This is a genomic window from Kitasatospora sp. NPDC057904, assembly GCF_042887925.1.
Lineage (GTDB): Bacteria > Actinomycetota > Actinomycetes > Streptomycetales > Streptomycetaceae > Kitasatospora.
Genome location: NZ_JBHVOL010000011.1, coordinates 318,219 through 337,350, shown reverse-complemented (window position 1 = coordinate 337,350; position 19,132 = coordinate 318,219). Strand labels below are relative to the sequence as shown.

14 protein-coding genes, 2 pseudogenes and 1 riboswitch are annotated in these 19,132 nt (G+C 73.1%); of the genes and pseudogenes, 6 read left to right on the top strand and 10 right to left on the bottom strand.

From position 1 onward, the window contains the following. The first annotated feature begins 86 nt into the window (after positions 1-86). Together ACFVSN_RS27620 and ACFVSN_RS27615 are read left to right on the top strand one after the other, a co-directional pair. Positions 87-809, top strand: a complete 723-nt coding sequence (locus tag ACFVSN_RS27620; protein WP_380449075.1) for a vancomycin high temperature exclusion protein — start codon at positions 87-89, stop codon at positions 807-809. 105 nt (positions 810-914) lie between these two features. Next, complete coding sequence (locus ACFVSN_RS27615) at positions 915-2,456, top strand: DNA polymerase IV (RefSeq protein ID WP_387956770.1); 1,542 nt, start codon at positions 915-917, stop codon at positions 2,454-2,456. A gap of 144 nt (positions 2,457-2,600) precedes the next feature. On the opposite strand, the gene ACFVSN_RS27610 is transcribed toward ACFVSN_RS27615, so the two are convergent. The 3 genes and pseudogenes from ACFVSN_RS27610 to ACFVSN_RS27600 all read right to left on the bottom strand — a co-directional run. After that, the gene (locus ACFVSN_RS27610; protein WP_380449071.1) at positions 2,601-4,097 is read right to left on the bottom strand and encodes an MFS transporter; all 1,497 of its coding nucleotides are present in this window, start codon (positions 4,095-4,097) and stop codon (positions 2,601-2,603) included. 311 nt (positions 4,098-4,408) lie between these two features. Next, positions 4,409-4,816, bottom strand: a pseudogene (locus tag ACFVSN_RS27605) (YsnF/AvaK domain-containing protein); the annotation flags it as partial. Positions 4,817-5,062: 246 nt separating this feature from the next. Then, a pseudogene (locus ACFVSN_RS27600) lies at positions 5,063-5,443 on the bottom strand (PRC-barrel domain-containing protein); the annotation flags it as partial. Positions 5,444-5,667: 224 nt separating this feature from the next. After that, positions 5,668-5,771: riboswitch (glycine riboswitch) on the top strand. A gap of 240 nt (positions 5,772-6,011) precedes the next feature. On the opposite strand from ACFVSN_RS27600, the gene gcvP reads away from it, so the two are divergent. Beyond that, positions 6,012-8,912, top strand: a complete 2,901-nt coding sequence (gcvP, locus tag ACFVSN_RS27595) for an aminomethyl-transferring glycine dehydrogenase (RefSeq protein ID WP_387956769.1) — start codon at positions 6,012-6,014, stop codon at positions 8,910-8,912. Positions 8,913-9,049: 137 nt separating this feature from the next. Here the strand turns inward: gcvP and ACFVSN_RS27590 are convergent, their stop codons facing one another. Together ACFVSN_RS27590 and ACFVSN_RS27585 are read right to left on the bottom strand one after the other, a co-directional pair. Further along, positions 9,050-9,241 (bottom strand): DUF5999 family protein, encoded by a 192-nt coding sequence (locus ACFVSN_RS27590; RefSeq protein ID WP_313766696.1) that lies wholly within the window; start codon positions 9,239-9,241, stop codon positions 9,050-9,052. Between the two features lie 369 nt (positions 9,242-9,610). After that, positions 9,611-10,183 (bottom strand): hypothetical protein, encoded by a 573-nt coding sequence (locus ACFVSN_RS27585; RefSeq protein ID WP_380448330.1) that lies wholly within the window; start codon positions 10,181-10,183, stop codon positions 9,611-9,613. Positions 10,184-10,551: 368 nt separating this feature from the next. Here ACFVSN_RS27585 and ACFVSN_RS27580 point away from each other — a divergent pair, with 368 nt between their 5' ends. Then, positions 10,552-12,057, top strand: coding sequence for a glutamate--cysteine ligase (locus tag ACFVSN_RS27580; protein WP_387956768.1), 1,506 nt, complete (start codon positions 10,552-10,554; stop codon positions 12,055-12,057). Positions 12,058-12,270: 213 nt separating this feature from the next. Beyond that, positions 12,271-13,059, top strand: a complete 789-nt coding sequence (locus ACFVSN_RS27575) for a CPBP family intramembrane glutamic endopeptidase (protein WP_380448333.1) — start codon at positions 12,271-12,273, stop codon at positions 13,057-13,059. A gap of 51 nt (positions 13,060-13,110) precedes the next feature. Here the strand turns inward: ACFVSN_RS27575 and ACFVSN_RS27570 are convergent, their stop codons facing one another. The 5 genes from ACFVSN_RS27570 to ACFVSN_RS27550 form a co-directional block, all read right to left on the bottom strand. Beyond that, positions 13,111-13,629, bottom strand: a complete 519-nt coding sequence (locus tag ACFVSN_RS27570) for an HAD domain-containing protein (protein ID WP_380448335.1) — start codon at positions 13,627-13,629, stop codon at positions 13,111-13,113. 132 nt (positions 13,630-13,761) lie between these two features. Next, a complete protein-coding gene (locus ACFVSN_RS27565; RefSeq protein ID WP_387956767.1) occupies positions 13,762-14,463 on the bottom strand; it encodes a dienelactone hydrolase family protein in 702 nt (233 codons plus the stop codon). A gap of 91 nt (positions 14,464-14,554) precedes the next feature. Then, complete coding sequence (locus tag ACFVSN_RS27560; RefSeq protein ID WP_387956772.1) at positions 14,555-15,889, bottom strand: sugar porter family MFS transporter; 1,335 nt, start codon at positions 15,887-15,889, stop codon at positions 14,555-14,557. A gap of 371 nt (positions 15,890-16,260) precedes the next feature. Beyond that, positions 16,261-16,887: an FMN-binding negative transcriptional regulator gene (locus ACFVSN_RS27555; RefSeq protein WP_380445894.1), complete on the bottom strand. Its 627-nt coding sequence runs from the start codon at positions 16,885-16,887 to the stop codon at positions 16,261-16,263. A 72-nt stretch (positions 16,888-16,959) separates the two neighbouring features. Then, positions 16,960-17,685 (bottom strand): pyridoxamine 5'-phosphate oxidase family protein, encoded by a 726-nt coding sequence (locus ACFVSN_RS27550; RefSeq protein WP_387956766.1) that lies wholly within the window; start codon positions 17,683-17,685, stop codon positions 16,960-16,962. A gap of 35 nt (positions 17,686-17,720) precedes the next feature. Between ACFVSN_RS27550 and ACFVSN_RS27545 the strand changes: the two genes are divergently transcribed. Beyond that, entirely contained in the window at positions 17,721-19,058 is a 1,338-nt protein-coding gene (locus ACFVSN_RS27545) for an aminotransferase class I/II-fold pyridoxal phosphate-dependent enzyme (RefSeq protein ID WP_387956765.1), read from the top strand. Positions 19,059-19,132: the final 74 nt, after the last annotated feature.

Below are 19,132 nucleotides of genomic sequence, written 5' to 3'. Positions count from 1 at the left end.
CCGCCGTGCTGGGCGTGCCCGTGCACGGCCTGTGCACCCTCGACGGCCTCGTCGTGGTGCCTGGTGGAACGATCTAGGGAGGGCACGTGAGCGTCGGCTCCGGGATAGCGGGCCTGCTGCGGCGCCGGGCCGAGCAGTGGGCCGTCCGGCTGCGGCAGCGGCGGACGCAGCGCAGGATCTACCAACTGGCCGTCCTCTGCTGCGCGGTGGCGCTGGCGCCGATGTCCTGGCTGTGGCTGACGGCGGGGGACCGGGTGGGCACGGTGGAGTCCGCTCCGTCGGCGCCGGTGGCGGTCGTCTTCGGGGCCGGGCTGGACCGCGGACAGCCGACGCCCTATCTGGAGCACCGCCTGGTCGGGGCGCTGGACCTCTACCGGGAGGGGAAGGTCCGGGCGATCCTGGTGACCGGCGACAACGGGCGGGTGGAGTACAGCGAGCCCGACGCGATGTTCCGCTACCTGGTCGACCACGGCGTCCCGCAGGACCGGGTGGTCCGGGACTACGCGGGCTTCACCACGTGGGACTCCTGCACCCGGGCGCACCGCGTCTTCGGGGTGGACCGCGCGGTGCTGGTGAGCCAGGACTTCCACGTCCGGCGGGCGCTGGCCCTGTGCCGGGCGGCCGGGATCGAGTCGTACGCCGTCGGGGTGCCGGAGCTGCACGACGTGACGTGGCTGTACGGCGGCCTGCGGGAGATCCCGGGGGCCGGCAAGGCGGCGCTGAGCGCCTGGATGCGGCCGGACCCGGTGTTCCTCGGGCCCAAGGAGGACGGGATCCCGAAGGCGCTGGCGCAGGCCGCCCAGAGGTAGCGGAGGGGGTAGCGGAGCGGGGTATCGGAGGGGGCGCGGCCGGGGCGAGGCGGGGGTGCGGCCGGGTTCGCACGCACTGTCGGACCCGTGCGGCATGATCGGCGCGTGCGATCACTGCCGAGCATCATCCACCTCGACATGGACGCCTTCTTCGCGGCGGTGGAGCAGGCGGCCAAGCCGAGCCTGCGCGGCAAGCCGGTGATCGTCGGTGGGGTGGGCGGGCGCGGGGTCGTCTCCACCGCGTCGTACGAGGCGCGGAAGTTCGGGGTGCACTCGGCGATGCCGACGGCGCAGGCGCGCCGGCTGTGCCCGAACGCGGCCTTCCTGACCGGGCGGTTCGAGGCCTACCGGCAGGTCAGCGACATCGTCATGGGCCTGCTGAGGGAGCTGTCGCCGCTGGTGCAGCCGCTGAGCCTGGACGAGGCGTTCGTCGACCTGGAGGCCGGCCCGTACGGCCCGGCACTGAGGGAGGCGGACCACCAGACCGGGGAGCGGCTGGTGCTGGCGCTCGGGGAGGACCTGCGGGCCGACATCCGTCGGCACACCGGGGTCACCGGGTCGGTCGGCGCGGCCGGGTCCAAGCTGATGGCGAAGATCGCCTCCGAGCGGGCCAAGCCGGACGGGCTGGTGCTGATCGAGCCCGGGCAGGAGCGGGCCGTGCTCGGCCCGATGCCGGTGCGGGCGCTGCCCGGGATCGGGCCGGCCACCGAGCAGGTGCTGCGGCGGGCCGGGCTGGTCACGGTGGCCGACCTCACCGACGCGGGCGAGGCGGAGCTCGTCCAACTGGTCGGCAAGGCCCACGGCAGCGGCATCTACGCCATGTCGATAGGGCTGGACGACCGGCCCGTGGTGGCCGACCAGGACGCCAAGTCGGTCTCGGTGGAGGACACCTTCGAGGTGGACCTCGCCGACCGGGACCGCGTGCTGCGCGAGGTCGAGGTGCTGGCCGCCCGGTGCGTGCGGCGGCTGCGGGCCGCGGGGCGCTCGGGGCGGACGGTGGTGCTCAAGGTCCGCCGCTTCGACTTCTCGACGCTCACCCGGTCGGAGACGCTGCGCGGGCCGACGGACGACGAGACGGTGATCACCGAGACGGCGCGTCGGCTGGCGTCCCAGGTGGACATCACGGGCGGCGTGCGGCTGCTCGGCGTCGGGGTCTCGCAGCTCGCCGACTACACCCAGGAGGACCTGTTCGCCCAGGCCGTCCGGGAGGAGGCCGCGCTCGAACACGGCGGCGAGGAGGGCGCGGGGGCCGCGGAGGAGCCGGAGGAGCCCGCCCTGCGGCGCTGGATGCCCGGGCAGGACGTCCACCACGCGGAGTACGGGCCCGGGTGGGTGCAGGGCAGTGGCGTCGGGCGGGTGACCGTGCGGTTCGAGACGCCGTGGAGCGGGCCGGGGCGGGTGCGGACCTTCTCGGTGGACGATCCCGACCTGGAGCCGGCCCGGCCGTTGCCGCTGGTCGAGGGCGAGGACTGGGGCGGCCGGCGGTTCGGCGCCGGGGCCGAGGAGGGTGCCGATGAGGACGTGGGGGATGACGGCGTGGATGACGGCGTGGATGACGGCGTGGATGACGGCGTGGATGACGGCGAGGAGGGCGCCGAGGAGGGCGCCGAGGAGGGCGCCGAGGAGGGCGCCGAGGAGGAGGGCTGAGAACGCGTTGCGGCCCCACCTGGAAGGGGAGTACCAGGTGGGGCCGCATTCCGTTACCGGGCCTCGGGCGGTCGCGATGCCCTCCCGACCGTGTGAGGTCCGGGCCCCCGCGCCCTGTCCCTGAGCGCGGGGGCGGACGCCTCGTCAGGCGTCGGTCTTCACCAGCTCGTCGCTGGGGATCTGCCCGGCCTGGGCACCGGAGGCGGTGACCGGGGCGGAGGACTTGACGGTGCGGATCAGGAACGGCACGACACCGGCGATGATGCAAACCACGGCGGTGGTCCAGAACGCGTGCTTGTAGGCGTCCAGCGTCGGCAGCAGCACCGGGATCTTGATCGGGAGCTTCATGGTGTCGCCGGTCAGGATGGCGGTCATCACGGCGGTGCCGATCGCGCCACCGACGGTGCGCAGCACGGAGTTCATGCCGTTGGCGATGCCGCTCTGCTCGACCGGGACGGCGCCGTTGATGTACGCCGGCATCGCGGCGAAGGCGAGGCCGATGCCGAGGCCGAAGATGGCGGAGGCGGTGTAGATGTCGCCCTCGTGGCTGTGGCGCAGCGCCAGGTAGGCCATCGCGACGGCGCCGAGGACGCCACCGAGGACCAGCGGCAGACGCGGGCCGCGGCGGGCGATCAGCATGGCGCCGACCGGAGCGGCCACCATCGAGCCGATGGCGGACGGCAGCAGCATGATGCCGGCGTGCAGCACGGTGGCGGTGAAGCCGTAGTGGGCCAGCTTCTCGGGGGTCTGGGCGAAGTTGCTGATCACCATGAACGAGCCGTACATGCCGAAGCCGATCAGCAGGCCGGCCAGGTTGGTGAAGGCGACCGCGGGGCGGGACATCATGCTCAGGTCGACCAGCGGGTGCTTGACCTTGACCTCGATGACGCCCCAGATCAGGGCCACGACGGCGGCGACGGCGAACAGGCCGAGGGTCTTGGTGGAGGTCCAGCCCCAGTGGTTGCCCTGGCTGACCGCGACCAGCAGGGCGGAGAGCCAGCCGGCCAGGGTGAGGGCGCCGAGCGGGTCGGCGCCGCCCTCCTTGTCGGTCACCGGGTCGGACGGGACGCGGAAGGCGACCAGGGCGACCGCGATCAGGCCGAAGACCAGGCCCATCCAGAAGATCGACTTGTAGTTCCAGTGCTCCAGCAGGAGACCGGTGGCCACCAGGCCGAGGCCGGAGCCGACGCCCATCGAGGCGCTGATGGCGGCGACGCCGCCGGTCACCTTCTGCTTGGGCAGCTCGTCGCGGACGATGCTGATCGCCAGCGGCATCACGCCACCGCCGGCGCCCTGGAGGACGCGGGCGACGATCAGCAGGCTGAACGAGTGGGTGCTGACGGCGAGCGCCGAACCGGCGACCAGACCGGCCAGCGAGATCAGCAGCATCGGCTTGCGGCCCCGGAGGTCGCCGAAGCGGCCAAGGAGGGGAGTCAGCACGGCGGCGGAGAGCAGGTTGGCGGTCATCAGCCAGGTGATGTTGGAGCCGGAGACGTCCAGTTCCTTGGCCAGCGACGGCAGGATCGGGACGACCGCGGTCTGCACCACGCTGAACGACAGCATCGCCAGGATGAGGGCCGGCAGGACCCGGGTGGTGCTCTGCTTCTCGGCCGCGGTGGTGGGCTGTGGTGCCTCACTCACGGTTGCTTCCTCCCGTACATAGTGAATGAACTGAAATAACCATGCAGGGAGATACTTCAGAGTGTCAAATATCGAGTGGTTAAGGTTTGGCAAAGGGGAGTGGTCGGGCGGGGGTGGGGGGCGCCTGCGGCGGGCTGGGGGTGGGGGGTTGGGGGGAGTGGTGTGGTTTGGCGGAGGGGGGTCGTCGGGTGGGGCGTCGTGCGGTGTGGCGGACGGGGGTGGTCGGGCTGGGGGTGGGGAGTTGGGATGGGGGAGTCGGTGGGCATGGCAAAGGCTCCCGGTGGGGGCCGGGAGCCTTTGGGTGGTGCGGTTCAGGACAGGGGGCGGAGGGAGGCGCCGTTGGGGGTGGGGGTGCCGTTGGGGGCTCCGTTGGGGGTGGCGGGGGTGTCGTCGTGGACCTCGACGTTCTCGCGGCGGAGTTCGTCGTGGATGACCTCCTCCGCCGTGTAGCGCTCGACGACGAGTCGGACCCGCTCGATCGGGGCGAGGTACTTGCGGACCACCGGGCGCTCCTCGCGCAGGGTGACCTCCTCCACCGCCTCGGCGATCTCCTTCTCGGTGAGGGCCGCCCGCTCGGCGTCGCCCACCGGCATCCGCTCCACCCGGACGCGTTCGCGGACCACCGGGACCCGGCGCTCGACCTGCTCGCTCGTCACGTACTTGCGCAGCTTCGCCGTGCCCAGCACGTGCCACTCGGTGGTGATGTCCAGCCGCTCCTCGCGGCAGGTGATCTCGACCGGGCCGCTGGGGGCGGACGGGGCCTCGGTCGCCGGGGCGTTCTGGGGCTTGGGCTGGACGGCGGGCTGGGCGACGGGGGGTTGGGCGGTCGTGGTCGCGGCCGCCATCGGGGCGGCTGTCGGCGCGGGGGTGCTGAGGGTCCGCACGTGGGCCTCCGTGGCGGTCGTGGTGGGAGCGGTGGTGAGGGTGGTCGTGGTCATGGGGGCGACGGTCGTCGTGGTGGCGGCCGCGGTGGTGCCGAAGTCGAGGTCGGGCTGCGGCGGTCCGGCGTCGCCGTTCACCGGCCGGCCGTTCACCGGGGTGTCGAGGCCGTAGTAGCGGTAGAGCTGGAGCTCCTGGGCCGGCGACAGGTGCTGGCCGACGCCGAAGTCCGGCGAGTCCTTGACCAGCGACTTGTCGTACGGCACGCGGAGCTCGTCGCCGGAGAACTCGCTCGTGGTGAGCGGGACGAAGGCGTCCCGGCCGAAGATGCCGGTGCGGACGGCGGCCCACTCGGGCTGGCCGGTGGCGTCGTCCAGGTACACCTCGTCGACCGTGCCGATCTTGTCTCCGTTGCGGTCGACCGCCTTGTGGCCGATGAGGTCGCGGGGGTCGATATCGGTTTGCACTCTTTCCTCCAGTGCGCTGCGCCTGCGGAACTCCCGCAGGACGGCGGCCGGAGCAGCCGTGCCGTCCGCCACTTCACACCAAAAGCCATCAACCGGACGGCCGCGAGCGGGGTGCGTCCGGACGGGCTGCGGGGTGGGCCGTTCGGGGGACGCGCGTAGACCCCGGGTGACCGGATACACCCGTGATCGAACGGGCTCCCGCTGGTACCCTGGGCCGCGACCGCCGAGCCCGCTCGGGAGAGTCCCCGAAGGCGAAAGCCGCTGGCCGGGGCGCCGAAGGAGCAACTCCTCCCCGGAATCTCTCAGGCATCCGTACCGTGTGGGATAGGTCACTCTGGAAAGCAGGGCAGGACCGCCGGCGAGGGAGCCGACGGCCACCACCCTCACCGACGGTGCAAGCCGGCGGAGCGCCCACAGCGCGCCGCGCGGGCGAAGCTCTCAGGTCCCGATGACAGAGGGGGAGGCCTGTCGGGTCCGCCCGCCACCAGGCCCACCCGCTGTCCGCAGCGGTGCAGGCCGACCGGCGTGCGTACCCCCGCCGGTCCGTGACCAGGAGGCCTCGACCACCATGAACGCCCAGTCGAACGCGGGACGCCCGAGCGGCGCCGTCACCCTCACCGAGCTCGAGCAGGCCAGCCCCTTCGAGAACCGCCACATCGGCCCCGACGCCGCCGCGCAGGAGAAGATGCTGGCGCAGGTCGGCTACGGCTCGCTGGACGAGCTCGCCGCCACCGCCGTGCCCGAGGCGATCCGTTCCATCACGGGTCTGGACCTGCCCGCCGGCCGCAGCGAGGCCCAGGTCCTCGCGGAGCTGCGCGAACTGGCCGGCCGCAACCAGGTGCTCCAGCCGATGATCGGCCTGGGCTACTACGGCACCTTCACCCCGCCGGTGATCCTGCGCAACGTCCTGGAGAACCCGGCCTGGTACACCGCGTACACCCCGTACCAGCCGGAGATCTCCCAGGGCCGCCTGGAGGCGCTGCTCAACTTCCAGACCCTGGTCTCCGACCTGACCGGCCTGCCCACCTCGGGCTCCTCGCTGCTCGACGAGTCCACCGCCGCCGCCGAGGCGATGGCGCTGGCCCGCCGCGTCACCAAGGTCAAGGGCGGCGTGTTCCTCGTCGACGCCGAAACCCTGCCGCAGACCGTCGCGGTGATCAACACCCGCGCCGTGCCCACCGGTGTCGAGGTCGTCGTGGCGGACCTCTCCGAGGGCATCCCGGCCGAGATCGCCGAGCGCGGCGTCTTCGGCGTGCTGCTCCAGTACCCGGGTGCCACCGGTGTCGTGCGCGACCTCGCCCCCGTCATCGAGCAGGCCCACGGCCTCGGCGCGATCGTCGCGGTCGCCGCCGACCTGCTGGCGCTGACCCTGCTCAAGTCGCCCGGCGCGCTCGGCGCCGACATCGCCTGCGGCACCTCGCAGCGCTTCGGCGTGCCGATGGGCTTCGGCGGCCCGCACGCCGGCTACCTGTCGGTGCGCGCCGAGTACGCCCGCTCGCTGCCCGGTCGCCTGGTCGGCGTCTCCGTCGACTCGGACGGCAACCGCGCCTACCGCCTGGCGCTGCAGACCCGCGAGCAGCACATCCGCCGCGAGAAGGCCACCAGCAACATCTGCACCGCCCAGGTGCTGCTCGCCGTCATGGCCTCGATGTACGCCGTCTACCACGGCCCGGACGGCCTGGCCGACATCGCCCGCCGCACCCACCGCTACGCCGCCGCCCTCGCCGAGGGCCTGCGGGTCGGCGGTGTCGAGCTCCTGCACGGCGAGTTCTTCGACACCGTCACCGCCGTCGTCCCGGGCCGCGCCGCCGAGATCGCCGCCGCCGCCCGCGCCAACGGCATCAACGTGTACCAGGACGGCGAGGACCGGATCTCGGTCTCCACCGACGAGACCACCACCCGTGAGCACCTGGCCGGCGTCTGGGCCGCGTTCGGCGTGCCCGCCGTCGAGGCCGCCGAGACCGCCGAGGCGCTGCCCGCCGCGCTGCTGCGCGAGGACGAGTACCTCACCCACCCGGTCTTCCACAGCCACCGCTCGGAGACCGCCATGCTGCGCTACCTGCGCCGCCTGTCGGACCGGGACTACGCGCTGGACCACGGCATGATCCCGCTGGGCTCCTGCACCATGAAGCTCAACGCGACCACCGAGATGGAGCCGGTGACCTGGCCGGAGTTCGGCCAGCTGCACCCGTTCGCGCCGATCGACCAGGCCCAGGGCTTCCTGACCCTGATCCGCCAGCTGGAGCAGCAGCTGGTCGAGGTCACCGGCTACGACGCCGTCTCGATCCAGCCGAACGCCGGTTCGCAGGGCGAGCTGGCCGGCCTGCTGGCCGTCCGCGCCTACCACCACGCCAACGGCGACACCCAGCGCGACGTCTGCCTGATCCCGTCCTCCGCGCACGGCACCAACGCGGCCTCCGCCGTGATGGCCGGCATGCGGGTCGTCGTGGTGAAGACCCTCGTCGACGGCGACGTGGACGTCGAGGACCTGAAGGCCAAGATCGAGAAGCACCGCGACAGCCTGTCGGTGCTGATGGTCACCTACCCGTCCACCCACGGCGTGTACGAGACCGAGATCACCCAGATCTGCGCCCTGGTGCACGAGGCCGGCGGCCAGGTGTACGTGGACGGCGCCAACCTGAACGCCCTGGTCGGCCTCGCCAAGCCGGGCAAGTTCGGCGCGGACGTCTCGCACCTGAACCTGCACAAGACCTTCTGCATCCCGCACGGCGGTGGCGGCCCGGGCGTCGGCCCGGTCGCGGTGCGCGCCCACCTGGCGCCGTACCTGCCGAACCACCCGCTGCAGGAGGAGGCCGGCCCGGCCACCGGTGTCGGCCCGATCTCGGCGGCGCCGTGGGGTTCGGCCGCGATCCTGCCGATCTCCTGGGCGTACGTCCGCCTGATGGGCGGCGAGGGCCTCAAGCACGCGACCCAGGTCGCCGTGCTGAATGCCAACTACATCGCCAAGCGCCTGGCCCCGCACTTCCCGGTGCTCTACACCGGGCCGGGCGGGCTGGTCGCGCACGAGTGCATCATCGACCTGCGTCCGCTCACCAAGGAGACGGGCGTGACGGTGGACGACATCGCCAAGCGCCTGATCGACTACGGCTTCCACGCGCCGACGATGTCGTTCCCGGTGGCCGGCACGCTGATGATCGAGCCGACCGAGTCCGAGGACCTGCACGAGATCGACCGGTTCTGCGACACGATGATCGCGATCCGCGCCGAGATCGACAAGGTCGGCTCGGGCGAGTGGGCGGCCGACGACAACCCGCTGTGCAACGCCCCGCACATCGCCGCCACCCTGGCCGGCGACTGGGCGCACGGCTACTCGCGGCAGGAGGCCGTCTTCCCGGCGGGCGTGAACCCGGCGGACAAGTACTGGCCGCCGGTCAGCCGGATCGACGGCGCGTACGGCGACCGCAACCTGGTCTGCTCGTGCCCGCCGCTGGACGAGTACGGCGTCTGAGCCGGATCCGGCAGGCGTGAGTGGCAGGGCCCCGGCGGTGCGTTCGCCGGGGCCCTGCCCCGTTCTCGTGGACTGCCCCCGCTGATGGTGCGTGCGTACGGTCGGACCGCGGGTCAGGCCGCGGGTCGGACTGCGGGTCAGGCCGCGTGGGCGACCGGGCGGCGCGGTGCGATCACCCGGCCGTCGGGCAGCAGCTCTCCGGTGTCCTCGAACATGAGGACACCGTTGCAGAGCAGGCTCCAGCCCTGCTCCGGGTGGCAGGCCACCGGGACGGCAGCCTCGCGGTCCTCGGACTCGGCCGACGGGCACTCAGGACGGTGCTGGCACATGCGTACCCTCGCTTCGCTCTGCGATCCTCCCCGTGGGGCGGCCGCCGACGGCGAGCCGTCGGGAACCGCCGCGCAGTCGGATCCTGTCCGCGCGCCGACCAGGTGTTGAGCGGCGCTCAAGTGGGTAGGACAGGTGGTCCTTCCACGCTGGTTCCCAGTGTCGGCATCTGCGGACGTGCGCGCAGCGATTTGGTGACATGCGCCACAACTCCCGCGCAGAGATCACCCGTTCAGGTGGGGCTGGTGGCGAAATACGCACAGACGGGTCAGGCGCAAGGTGACCCATCAGGGCCATGGACGGTGACCCGTCCGGGTGGGTGAGAGGTCCGGAGAGCCCTGGGGCCGGGGGTGTCGCCAGGGGTGTCCGGGTCAGGAGGTGCCGAGGAGCAGCGGCTTGGCGAGGGGGGCGCGTGCGAGCAGCGGGAGGAGCTCGGCGGCCGGGTACGCGCGGTGCGCGGTGACGCCGAGCGGGGCCGGGGCGAGCGGGATCAGCAGGTCGGCGGCCGGGCCGGTGTCGGGGCTGTGCAGCCACAGCGCCGTCGCGTACTGGCCGGGGAAGGTCAGCAGGCGGGGCTGGTGGCGCACCCGGGAGCCCTGCGCGAGCTGCCAGGCCTGGCGCAGCGCCCGGACCGTGGAGTCCAGGTAGGGGCCGGCGGTGAAGTGGGAGAAGGTGTGGCCCTCGATGTCCAGCACCACTTCGGCGGCGGCGGCCACGTCGGCGCCGTCCTTGATCAGGAAGCGCCAGCCCGTCCGGCGGGCGGCGGTGAGCTCGGGGTGCGGGCCGTCCAGGACGTGGACGGCGAGCGGGTGGGCGGGCAGCAGGGGGCCGGCCGGATGACGCAGCGCTGCGGCGGCGGGCTGGCGCAGCGCGGTCTCCGAGTCGAGTGCGGCGAGGACCGCGCGCAGGGCGCTCGGTGGGGGTTGCGGGGTCTGCAGTGTCATGGCGAGGTCGCCTCTCCGTGTGAGATCGGCGTGCGAGTGCGGCATACCGGCGTGGCGCGGTGTGTCAACGGTGACGGGACCTGGCCGTGTCCGGTTGTGCAGGATCGCGGAGCCGGCGCGGTCGCCGCCCTCGACGAGGGCCTCGGGGCGGGGAGCGGACCGGCCGGAGCGCAGTGCGAATTCTATCGAACAGGTGCGCAGGGTGACCTGTTTATCACAGGCGGTGGCGCCGGGCAAGTCGGCAGATACTCTGAATAGTCGTCAGTTTCCTTGCATTGCAAGCCAGTACACGCCTTCGGGTATCGATCTTCCGGGCGGGCATGATGTCTGGCACGGTCGGTCGGCCGGTGGCTCAGGAGGAGGGGACCATGGGCGAGAAGGTCGTGGCGACGCGTGCGGATCTGGCGGACCGGCAGCTGTACCGACGAAAGCTCCAGGCCTGCCTCGACGCGCTCGGGCGGATGCTGCAGGAGGACCGCTTCGACCGCCCGCGCGCGGTGATGGGCGTGGAGATCGAGCTCAACCTGGCCGACGAGCAGGGCCTGCCGGTGATGCGCAACGCGCAGGTGCTGAGCTCGATCGGCTCCAGCGACTTCCAGACCGAGCTCGGCCGGTTCAACATCGAGGTGAACATCGCGCCGCACCGGCTGGGCGGGCACGTCTTCGAGGAACTGCGCGAGGAGATCGACACCGGGCTGCGCTACGCCGACCGGCGGGCGGCCGAGGCCGGCGCGCGGATCGTCATGGTGGGCATCCTGCCGACGCTGGAGCACGACCACACCGGGCTGGACGCGATGTCCCACAACCAGCGGTACAGCCTGCTGAGCGACCAGATCCTGGCCGCCCGCGGCGAGGACATCTCGCTGGACATCGAGGGCGTCGAGCGCCTCCAGCTGGAGTCGATCACCATGGTCGCGGAGGCGGCGGCGACCTCGCTCCAGCTGCACCTCCAGGTGACGCCGCAGCGGTTCTCCTCGGTGTGGAACGCGGCGCAGGCGATCTGCGGGCCGCAGCTCGCGCTGGGCGCCAACTCGCCGTTCCTGTTCGGGCGGGAGCTGTGGCGCGAGACCAGGCCGGTGCTGTTCCAGCAGGCCTGCGACACCCGTACGGCGGAGCTCAAGGCGCAGGGCGTACGCCCGATCACGTGGTTCGGCGAGCGCTGGGTGGACTCGGCGTACGACCTGTTCGAGGAGAACCTGCGCTACTTCCCGGCGCTGCTGCCGATCTGCGACGACGAGGACCCGCTGAAGGTGCTGGCCTCCGGCGGCGCGCCCCGGCTGGCGGAGATGCGGCTGCACAACGGGACGATCTACCGGTGGAACCGGCCGGTGTACGACGTGAGCGGCGGGGTGCCGCACCTGCGGGTGGAGAACCGGGCACTGCCGGCCGGGCCGACGGTCGCCGACACCCTGGCCAACGCGGCCTTCTACTACGGGGTGGTGCGGGTGCTGGCCGAGCAGTCGCGGCCGGTGTGGACCAGGCTGCCGTTCGACCGGGCGGACGAGAACTTCCGGCAGGCGGCGCGGTACGGCGTCGACGCCGTCTTCCAGTGGCCGCGCTCGGGCCGGGCGGGGCGCGGCGGCGGGCTGACCACGGTGTCCGCCGTCGACCTGGTGCTCGGCGAGCTGCTGCCGATGGCCTACCAGGGCCTGGACGCGTGGGGCGTGGAGCCGGCCGACCGGGACCGCTACCTCGGGATCATCGAGCAGCGGTGCCTGCGGCGGACCAACGGCGCGGCCTGGCAGAGCGCGACCTTCCACCGGCTGCGGGAACAGTACGGGATGGACCGGCCGGCGGCGCTCGCGGCGATGACCCGGCGGTACATCGAGCACATGCGGGGCGGCGAGCCGGTGCACACCTGGCCGGTGGGGTAACGCCGTGGCCCGGGGCGCAACGTGGTGGGGTAGCGCCGTGGCCGGGGGCGCAACGCGGTGGGGTAGCGCCGTGGCCGGGGGTCGCAACGCGGTGGACCCGTCCGGCCACGGCACCAGTGCCCGCCGGCCGGATCGCGCGGCCGCTGTGTCAGGATGATCGCCCCGGTGGTCGGCTGACGGCCGGAGGCCTGATCGCCGCACTGGAGCCCGCCCGTGACCACCGTCCCGACCGAACCGGAGACCGCCCGGCCCACGCGCCGGCTGCTCGGTGCCGAGCTGCTGATCGTCCTCGGGCTGTCGCTCGGGGCCAGCGGCATCAGCGCGGTCATCGACTTCGCGGGCTCGCTCACCGCGCCGCTCTCGCTCGGCCAGCAGGTCGCGACCCTGAACGGCTCGCGGGCGCCCGGGCGGCCGTGGCTCGACCTGACCTGGCAGCTCTACTACATCGGGCGCGGGCTGATGCCCGTCGTCCTGGTCGGCTACCTGCTGGTGCGCGAGGGCGCGGCGCTGCGCGTGCTCGGCTTCGACCTGCGGCAGAAGCTGCGCGACCTCGGGCGGGGCGCGGGCGTCGCCGCCGCGATCGGCGGGTCCGGGCTGCTGCTGTACCTGGCGTCCCAGGCGGCCGGGTACAACCTGACGGTGGCGCCGTCGGGGCTGCCGGACGTGTGGTGGCGGGTGCCGGTGCTCGTCCTGTCCGCGTGGCAGAACGCGATCCTGGAGGAGGTCGTCGTCCTCGGCTACCTGCTGCGCCGGCTCGGGCAGTTGGGGTGGTCGTGGCCGGCGGCGCTGGTCGCGAGTTCGGTGCTGCGCGGCTCGTACCACCTGTACCAGGGCGTCGGCGGGCTGGTCGGCAACATGGTCATGGGCGCGGTGTTCTGCCTGGCGTACCGGCGGTGGGGGCGGGTGATGCCGCTGGTGGTGGCGCACGCGCTGATCGACACGGTGGCCTTCGTCGGGTACGCGCTGCTCGCCGGGCACGTCAGCTGGCTGCCCACTCCCTAAGCCTGGTGCCCACTCCTTGAGCTAGCTGCCTACTCCTTGAGCCTGTGCTGCCTATCCCTTGAGGGTCAGCTTGCTCTGGGACCTCGGCGGGCGGGCGAGGAGCCGGTCGACGTGGCGGCGTTCCAGGCCCTGGCCGGGGTCGATGGGCAGCAGGACGCGGTCGCGGCGCCACAGTGAATTGCGCACCAGGCGCTGGGGGATGACATCGTCCATCCACGCGAACGGGCGGCCTCCGGCGTAGCGCAGCAGTGGGGCCCACTTGCGGGACGAGAACAGTTGCATGAGGGGGACGCGCGGGTCGCCGGGCTGCGGGACGTAGCCGGTGAAGCGGACGAAGGGGAGCTCGGGCAGGCCGATCGCGGGGGAGATGTGGGTGTTGGCGTGCTCCTCCCAGGTGGTGGCCCACACGAGTTCGTACGTGTCGGCGAGTTCGCGCAGCCAGTCGCCGTGGCGGGCGGAGAGCAGGACCGAGTAGCCGAGCAGGGTGTGGGCGTCGAACCCGGCGTCCGGGTGCGGGCAGACCGGGTTGAGGACGCCGTCGACGTCCAGGAACAGCAGAGGCTTCGGCACCAGTGGCCCCCCAGGTGGTGGTGAATGACTCACCTGGTCGGACGAACCGCGTGCGCCGGTGGTTGCGCACCACCTGGCGGACGCAGGGCGCACGCGGGGCGCAGGGGGCGCTCGCGGAGCCGGGTGCGGGAGTCACCCGAGGTGGCCCCGGAGGAAGCTCAGGGTGCGGCGCCAGGCGGTGCGGGCCTGGAGGGCGTCGTAGGTGCCGAGCGGGTTCTCGTCGTTCATGAAGGCGTGTCCGGCCGGGTAGAAGTGGATCTCCGGGCGGATGTCGGTGGCCTCGCCGATGCGGGTGGCGGCCTCGTCGACGGCGGAAATCGGGATCGAGCGGTCGTGCTCGCCGAAGTGGCCGAGGACGTGGGCGGTGAGGCCGTGGTAGTCGAAGTCCGGGTCGGGCGGGAGGCCGTAGAAGGGGACGGCGGCGGCCACCTTGTCGCCCGCGCGGGCGGCCAGCAGCAGCGCGAAGCCGCCGCCCATGCAGAAGCCGACCACACCGACCGCGTCGCCGACGACGCCGTCCAGGGCGAGCAGGTGGTCGACGGCGCCGGCGAGGTCCGTCACGGCGTGCTCGACGGGCAGCTCGCGCTTGAGGCGGGCGGCTTCGGCGCCGTCGTGGGTCGTCGCGCCGCCGTACAGGTCGGGCGCGAGGACGGTGAAGCCCTCGGCGGCGAAGCGGTCGGCCATCGAGGCGACGTGGGTGGTGAGGCCCCACCACTCCTGGACGAGGACGAGGCCGGGGCCGACGCCCTGGGGCGGGCGGGCCAGGTAGCCGTGCGCGGTGCGGCCGTTGCTCGGGAAGGTGAGGTTCTGCCGGGAGCCGCCCTGGTCTGGCATGGCTTCCTCTCGGTGGGTCGGTCCGCGTGCGGCGGTCGTCCTGCGGCGGTCGTCGGGTGGGGACCGTTGGGGGCGTCGGTGGGGGTCGGGGTCAGCCCATTTCCTCCAGGGCGCGGCCCTTGGTCTCCTTGATGCAGAAGGCCACGAACGGGATGGAGAGCAGCGCGAAGGCCGCGTAGATCACGTACGTCGCCGAGAGGTTCCAGTCGGCGAGGTCCGGGAAGCTCACGGTGATGGCCCAGTTGGCGATCCACTGGGCGGAGGCGGCGACGGACAGGGCGAGGGCGCGGATCCGGTTGGGGAACATCTCGCCGAGCAGCACCCAGACCACCACGCCCCAGGAGAAGGCGAAGCAGAGCACGAAGACGTGCGCGGCGACCAGGGCGACGGTGGCGTGGGTGTTGTCGAGCGTCGCGGTGTCGCCGGTGCCGTGCCGGTAGGAGAACGCCCAGGCGGCGGTGGCGAGCGCCAGCGCCATGCCGATCGAGCCGGCGAGGGCGAGCGGCTTGCGGCCGATCCGGTCCACCAGCACCATCGCGATCACCGTGCCGATCACGTTGACGATCGAGGTGGAGAGGCTGATCAGCAGCGAGTTGGACTCGTTGATGCCGACCGACTGCCACAGGAGCGACGAGTAGTAGAAGATCACGTTGATGCCGACGAACTGCTGGAAGGCCGAGGCGCCGATGCCCACCCAGACGATCGGCAGGAGGCCGAAGCGGCCGCCGAGCAGGTCCCTCAGGCGCGGCTTGTGCGCGGACTCCAGCACCGCGCGGATCTCGGCGACCCGGGCGTCCAGGTCGACGTCCTCGCCCTCGACCTCCTTGAGCACCTTGCGGGCCTGCACCTCGCGGTGGTCGGCGATCAGGAAGCGCGGCGACTCGGGGATGGCGAGCGCCATCAGGCCGTACACCAGCGCCGGGATGGTCTCGACGCCGAGCATCCACTGCCAGGCCTGGACGCCGCCGAGGTGGCCGGTGGACTCGCCGCCGGCGGCCTGGTTGAGCGCCCAGTTCGCCAGCTGGGAGACGGTGATGCCGAGCACGATCGCCATCTGCTGGAACGACGCGAGCCGGCCGCGGTACGCGGTGGGGGCGACCTCGGCGATGTAGGTGGGGGCGATGACGGAGGCGATGCCGATCGCGACGCCGCCGACCACGCGCCAGGTGGCGAGCACCTGGATGCTCGGCGGGAACATCGAGCCGAGGCCGCTGATCGCGAAGAGCGTCGCCGCCAGCAGCATCGTGCGCACCCGGCCGAGGTGGTCGGCGAGCCGGCCGGCGGCCACCGCGCCGGCGGCCGAGCCGAGCAGCGCGATGGCCACGACGAACGCCGTCTCGCCGTTGCCCACCCCGAAGTGCTTCTGGATGCCGGTGACCGCGCCGTTGATCACGGCGCTGTCGTAGCCGAACAGGAAGCCGCCCATCGCCGCGGCCGCGGAGATGAACACGACGTGTCCGAGGTGGGCCTCTCCGGCGGTGGACCGGGTGTTGGTTGTGGACACGCGGGCTCCCCGAGGTGGACGGGCCCGCCCGGCGGGGACGGCGGCGTGCGGGGCCGCCGGCTCCGCCGGGCGGGCAGGGTACGTCTCACATTCGACCAGTGGCGGGGGGCCGAGGCCCGGTTTCGTGGGCCGATCGGGTGATGCCGTGTCAGGCGGGTGGCCGGGTGGCCGGGTGGCTGGGTGTGCGGCCTGTGGTCGGGCGGCCGGGTGTGCGGTCTGTGGTCGGGCGCTGGGCGCGGGGCGCTGGGCGCGGGGTGGGGCGTGCGGCCCGTGTGCTCCGGGGTGACGCGGGCTCAGCCGGCGGTGCGCCGCTGGTTGCGGCGCAGCAGCTGGGTGCGGGCCAGGGTGTCCTGGCCGCCGCCGCGTTCGGCGAGGCGTTCGGCGATCGCGTGCTGCTCGTCGGCCGGCTTCTTGTCGTCGTACTTGAACTTGGCGCGCACCTGGAGGATCGTCAGGCGCAGTCCGCGCAGGCCCGGGAGCAGCCGGGAGAACTCCCCCTCGCCCGGGACGACCCGGGTGTCCGGGGTCTCGGGCTGGAAGTGTGCCAGCTGGCGGTTGAGGATCTCGGCCTTCCCCGCGGCCGACTCGACGATCTCCGCCGTGCACTGGAAGTGGACGGACGCGTAGTAGCTGGTGGGCGTGCCGGGTGCGCCGCGCCAGTGGCCGGGGGCGAAGGCGTAGCCGTCGGTGACCGCGAGGGTGACGTGCGGGTCGGCCCGGACGGCGGCGAGCAGCGGGTTGGGCGCGGCGAGGTGCAGCAGGATCTCGCCGCGGTCGGCGTCGAGCAGGAAGTGCGTCGGGACCAGGACGGGGCCTTCGCCCTGCCCGCCGTTGGCGGCGAGCAGGCCGAAGTCCCGGCCCTCGGCGAGCCACGCACGCCACTCGGCCTCGTCGCCGCGGTCCCAGGAGCGGATCAGCATGACGCGTTCTCGTTCTCGTTCTCGTTCTGGGTCTGAGTCTGGGTCTGGTCGTGCATCGGCGGGGTGCCTTCGTCAGCCGGCCAGCTCGCGCAGGTGCGCGGGGAGCGGGACGGTGGTGGAGGCGGCCGGAGCGGGGGTGCCGAAGCCGCTGGTGACGGGGACGACGCCGGCCCAGTAGGGCAGGTCGACGTCCTCAGGCTCGTCGTTGGCGCCGTCGTCGCGGGACTTGGCGGATACCTCGTCCAGGTCGAGGCGGATCACGGCGGTGGCGGCGAGTTCCTTGGCGTTGGCCGGGCGGACCTCGGCGGAGCGGCCGGGGACGGTCTGGTCGACCAGCGCGTCCAGGGCGACGTTCAGCTCCTCCGGGTCGGTGACCTGGTGGGCGGTGCCGTGCGCCACCACCGAACGGAAGTTGACGGAGTGGTTGAACGCGGACTTGGTCAGCACGAGCGCGTCGACGAGGGTGACGGTGACGCAGACCTTCAGGCCCTCGTCGTCCTTGGCGCCGCGCATCGGGCGGCTGCCCGTCGAGCCGTGGACGTAGAGGCGGTCGCCGACGCGGGCATAGATCGTCGGCAGGACGACCGGTGCGCCGTCGGCGACGAAGCCGAGGTGGCAGAGGTAGGTGCTGTCGAGTATCGCGTGGATGGCGTCCCGCTCCCAGGTGGCGCGGTCCTTGTAGCGCGTCGGCGTGGTGCGGGCGGTGCGGGCGTAGGTGGCACCGGCGGCGGAGGCCGAGGTGGTGGTGGCGGTGGCGGTGGCGTCCGACGTGGTGCTGTCCGTGGCAGGGACCGACATGACAAACCTCTATGTACTAGTGCATAATTTGCTTTGTGCTAGGAGACTATCCGCTGAAAGGGCGACGCGCCAGCGAAATCGCGGCCCACATCGAACAGGGCGTCAGTGGCGGGCAGCTCGCGCCCGGAACCGCGCTGCCCCCGCTGCGCGACCTCGCCGCCGAGCTCGGCGTCAACGCCAACACCGTCGCCGCCGCCTACCGCCTGCTGCGCGACCGCGGCGTGATCGAGACCGCCGGCCGCAAGGGCAGCCGCATCCTGCCCCGGCCCGCCCTCACCACCCGCGACCAGATCCGCGTGCCCGTGCCCCCGCACGCCCGCGACCTGTCCGCCGGCAACCCCGACCCGGCCCTCCTGCCCGACCTCGCCCCGGCCCTCGCCGCCGCGGCGGAGGCGGCCCGCGCCGAACCCGTCCTCTACGGCCACCCCTCCGTCGACCCGGGCCTGCTCGCCCTCGCCCGCGCCTCCTTCGAGGCCGACGGCCTGCCCGGCGGCCCGATCGCCGTCGCCTCCGGCTCCCTCGACACCGTCGAGCGCATCCTCGGCACCCGGCTGCGCCCCGGCGACGCGGTGGCCGTCGAGGACCCGGGCTGGGGCAGCCTGCTCGACCTGCTGCCCGCGATGGGCCTGCGGCCCGCGCCCGTCCGGCTCGACGACGAGGGCCCGCTGCCCTACTCGCTCGCCGCGGCGCTCGACGAGGGCGCCCGCGCCGTGATCGTCACCAGCCGGGCCCAGAACCCGACCGGCGCTGCACTCACCGCCGCCCGGGCCGCGGCCCTGCGCGAGGTGCTGGCCGGGCACCCCGACGTGCTGCTGATCGAGGACGACCACGGGCACGGCATGGTCGACCAGGCCTACCACCCGCTGGCCGGCGCCGGTTCGCGGCACTGGGCGGTCGTGCGCTCGGCGGCCAAGGCGTACGGGCCCGACCTGCGGCTGTCCGTCGCGGTCGGTGACGCGGACACCATCGGGCGTGTCTCCGGGCGGCTGCGGCTCGGCGCGGGCTGGGTCAGCCAGCTGCTCCAGCGGACGGTCGCCGAGCTCTGGCGCACCGACGCGGCGCCCGTCGCCACCGTGGCCGCCGTCTACCGGGCCCGCCGGGACGCGCTGCTCGGCGAGCTCGCGGCGCGCGGCATCGCGGCGCACGGCGAGAGCGGGCTGAACGTCTGGGTGCCCGTGCCGGACGAGACCTCCGCGCTCACCGCGCTCGTGCAGCGCGGATGGGTCGCGGCGCCCGGCGCGCGGTACCGGATCCAGTCGCCGCCCGGGATCCGGATCACCACGGCCGACCTCCGGCCGGACGAGGCGCCGCGGCTGGCGGACGACCTCGCGGCGGTGCTCGGGGCGGGCGGGGGCGGGTCGCGGCTGGTGTGAGTGCGGCGGGTGCGGCGGGTGCGGGTGCGGCGGGTGCAGGTGGCCGGGGAGGGGGTTCGGTGGCCGAGCGGGTG